Genomic DNA, 1,192 nt, shown 5'->3' with positions numbered 1-1,192 from the left:
CCTCGCCGGCCGCGAGGCGATCCTGCAGATCCACGCCAACGACGTAAAGATGGAGCCCGGCATCGACCTGGGCGTCCTTGCCCGCTCGACCCCCGGCGCCTCGGGCGCGGACCTCGCGAACATCATCAACGAGGCCGCCCTTCGCGCGGTGCGCTTCGGGCGCAAGCGCGTGACGCAGGAGGACCTGGCCGAGTCCGTCGACGTCGTCATCGCCGGCGAGAAAAAGAAGTCGACCGTTCTTTCCCAGCATGAGAAGGAGGTCGTCAGCTACCACGAGACCGGCCACGCCATCGTCGCTGCCATGCAGAAGGGCTCGGCGCCCGTCTCGAAGATCACGATCGTGCCGCGCACCTCGGGCGCGCTCGGCTTCACCATGCAGGTCGAGGAGGACGAGCACTTCCTCACCACGCGCGAGGAGGCCAAGAACAAGATCGCCGTGCTCTGCGGCGGCCGCGCCGCCGAGGAGCTCATCTTCGGCGAGATGACCACCGGCGCCTCGAACGACATCGAGAAGGCCACCGGCATCGCGCGCGCCATGGTCACCCAGTACGGCATGTCCGACAAGTTCGGCATGGTCGCGCTCGGCCAGCAGCGCAACCGCTACCTCGGCGGCGGCTCGGAGCTCACCTGTTCCGAGGGCACCGCGCAGGAGATCGACGCCGAGGTCCAGGCGCTCGTCGAGGAGGGCCACCAGACCGCGCTCGCGACGCTCCAGAAGAACCGCTTCAAGCTGCACGAGATCGCGCATTACCTGCAAAAGAAGGAGACCATCACCGGCGAGGAGTTCATGAACATCCTCACGCACGACGACGGCTTTGCCCCGGCGATGCCTGCGCCGGCAGACGGTCAGCAGCAGTAGTGCCGATTCCTGCGATCCGCACGAAGACGGGCGTGCGCCCAACGAGGACCTCTCGTTGGGCGCGCGCCTTTTTTGCATTAGGAACAATTCTAAAGGGCCCTTCTCGGCCGGGCCCTGGCCGGGGCCTTTGCCCCTAGGAGCTCGCGGTGCGCTCGGGCACGTCGCCGTTGCGGTAGGCGGACAAAAGCTCTCGCAGGTCGGCGATCTGCTCGCGGATCTGCACGCCGGCGTCCGTGTCGCCCACGGTGAGGGGGCGCGGCCAGCGGCGGAAGCGATCGTCGTCGCTCATGATGTCGGCGTTCAGGTCGAGGACGTCCTTGATGCTCGCGAAGG

General features: G+C 67.3%; 1 protein-coding gene and 1 pseudogene. One reads left to right on the top strand and one right to left on the bottom strand.

The features are described 5' to 3' along the window. Positions 1-859: pseudogene (locus ACT84W_RS06475) on the top strand (ATP-dependent zinc metalloprotease FtsH); the annotation flags it as partial. Positions 860-992: 133 nt separating this feature from the next. Here the strand turns inward: ACT84W_RS06475 and ACT84W_RS06470 are convergent. Further along, positions 993-1,192, bottom strand: a 200-nt coding sequence (locus ACT84W_RS06470; protein WP_444328614.1) for a fructose-bisphosphatase class III, incomplete at its 5' end; no start/stop codon positions are given.

Origin of the sequence: Paratractidigestivibacter sp., from assembly GCF_052362415.1 — a bacterium.
Classification (GTDB): domain Bacteria; phylum Actinomycetota; class Coriobacteriia; order Coriobacteriales; family Atopobiaceae; genus Paratractidigestivibacter.
The sequence above is the reverse complement of the archived record's forward strand: the minus strand, read 5'-3'. Positions and strand labels throughout refer to the sequence as shown.